This is a genomic window from Vibrio sp. 11-4(1) (genome assembly GCF_013048625.1).
GTDB lineage: Bacteria > Pseudomonadota > Gammaproteobacteria > Enterobacterales > Vibrionaceae > Vibrio > Vibrio diabolicus.
The window spans coordinates 1-1,740 of record NZ_VHSY01000040.1; the positions used below are offsets into that span (position 1 = coordinate 1).

The window sequence follows — 1,740 nt, forward strand, 5'->3', positions numbered from 1 at the left end:
CGGCATAACAAAGCGTTCAAGAGGGATTCATGCCGCGTGGCATTTTTGGTATGCAGTGAGTTTTGGTGGTGAAAGTGGTCTGCGGAAAGTTGGTTTATGCGGCATTCACCCCTTAACGCGGCGTTAGGTAAATTTATAAATAGAAAACGGAGGTTTGATTGTGGCAAGACCTGCTAGATGGCTAGATGGTTCTTTCAATGATGGGGTTAAAGAGTTTCGGTTGAGCTCATGGAAGTACTTTTCTGATTTTATTAACCAAGAGATGTTGGATTACACCACTTATGTTTATAGAGGGCATGCAAGATCAGAGTGGAAGCTTGAACCTACCTTAGATAGGTTAATTCGGCATCCTAAGTCACCCAAACGAAAACAGCACTTAGAGAAGTTTAAATATGAGACAAGAGGTCGGCGAGGGGCGCACCCCGCATCACTCAGTTCGGATGACGATTGGTGGGCTTTGGGTCAACACCATGGTTTAGCGACACCACTTCTAGATTGGACAGAGTCTCCATTTGTAGCGTTGTTCTTCGCGATGAGTAATGCTGTTAGAGAAAAAAGCAGCGAGATTATTGTATATTCAATATCCCAGTCTTCAATAAATGATAAAAATAAACTAATCAAAAGTACAGACTCAATAAAATTAATAAACGACCAGAAGCCAACAGTAAAAATTGTTCGCCCTTTGAGTGATGAAAACAGTCGATTAGTTAGTCAAAGAGGGCTGTTCACTAGGGGACCTAATAATGTCGACTTAGAAACCTGGGTTAAAACTCATAGAGTAAAAGGAAACGAAAATTTTATTGAGCTAATGAAAGTATTTATACCTATAAAAAATCAAAAAGATGTATTTGATTGCTTACGATATTTAAATCGTATGAACATTAATCACTCAACCCTTTTCCCTGATCTTGGTGGGGCTTCAGATTATTGTAATTTACACCTTGAGGTCAATCGATACTAATTTACCTAACAAACTGTTTAAGAGTGATTCGCAACGTGTGGCATTTTTACTATGCGTTGCGTTTATTGTTTAAGGTGGTATGCGGTGGCATCGGTATTTCGTTGCTCACACCTTAACAGGGCGTTATACCTCGTAGGAGAATTATGAAGAAATTACTAACAGCAGCCATGGGATTATTCGTTTCAAATGCCAACGCAAATATTAGCTGGGAAGATTTTGTTACCGAAGCGCATACTGCTCTGACAGAAAAGCAGAGCAAGCTGATGAGCGAGTTTAAACTTGGTGAACATGAGCGTTTCGACTGGGATCAGGAAAGCGGTACTCTTATATTTTCAAACGATGGAAAGGTTGCTGTTATTGCAAAGGTACAGTTCGTCGGTTCTATTTCTACCACGTCAAATACATGGCTTTGGTCTTGGGCAAACTCTTACATTTATGACAATGTAAAAGATCAGATGCACATCGTTCGAGAGTTTGGCGAGTCAAAAGGCTATGAAGCGCTTATCATAGACAAGTGGGAAGCGGATGAGATTGATGGGTGGGAAATGACTTCCGTGACCTCTTATCTTTTGGAAGCTAAAGGTGCCTACCGAACCACGGGAGAGACGGGTTTTACTTACATGGTGATAACTGACATAAGTTGGGCAAACTAGGCTTAGTATCAAGTTTGAAGTGCGACACTTTTTACAGATGCGCATGAATATACTCCGTTGGTGTCCTATACCCAAGTCTTTTGCGTGGGCGCGTATTTAATTTGTGTGCAATTTCATTGCAGAGCT

The 1,740-nt window shown here is 40.9% G+C and carries 3 protein-coding genes; all 3 read left to right on the forward strand.

Going from position 1 to position 1,740, the window contains the following annotated elements; all coding sequences use genetic code 11:
- The first annotated feature begins 4 nt into the window (after positions 1-4).
- The 3 genes from FKN16_RS24190 to FKN16_RS24205 all read left to right on the forward strand — a co-directional run bounded on the left by FKN16_RS24190 (position 5) and on the right by FKN16_RS24205 (position 1,614).
- On the forward strand, positions 5-127 hold the full coding sequence (locus tag FKN16_RS24190) for a DUF3265 domain-containing protein (RefSeq protein ID WP_170903715.1): 123 nt from the start codon (positions 5-7) through the stop codon (positions 125-127).
- A 33-nt stretch (positions 128-160) separates the two neighbouring features.
- Positions 161-961 (forward strand): FRG domain-containing protein, encoded by an 801-nt coding sequence (locus FKN16_RS24195; protein WP_212756564.1) that lies wholly within the window; start codon positions 161-163, stop codon positions 959-961.
- A 143-nt stretch (positions 962-1,104) separates the two neighbouring features.
- Complete coding sequence (locus tag FKN16_RS24205; protein WP_020838879.1) at positions 1,105-1,614, forward strand: DUF6882 domain-containing protein; 510 nt, start codon at positions 1,105-1,107, stop codon at positions 1,612-1,614.
- Positions 1,615-1,740: the final 126 nt, after the last annotated feature.

Bases quoted from the DNA above. Each gene is read 5' to 3' on its own strand.
- FKN16_RS24205 (WP_020838879.1), top strand. From the start codon at position 1,105: ATGAAGAAATTACTAACAGCAGCCATGGGATTATTCGTTTCAAATGCC.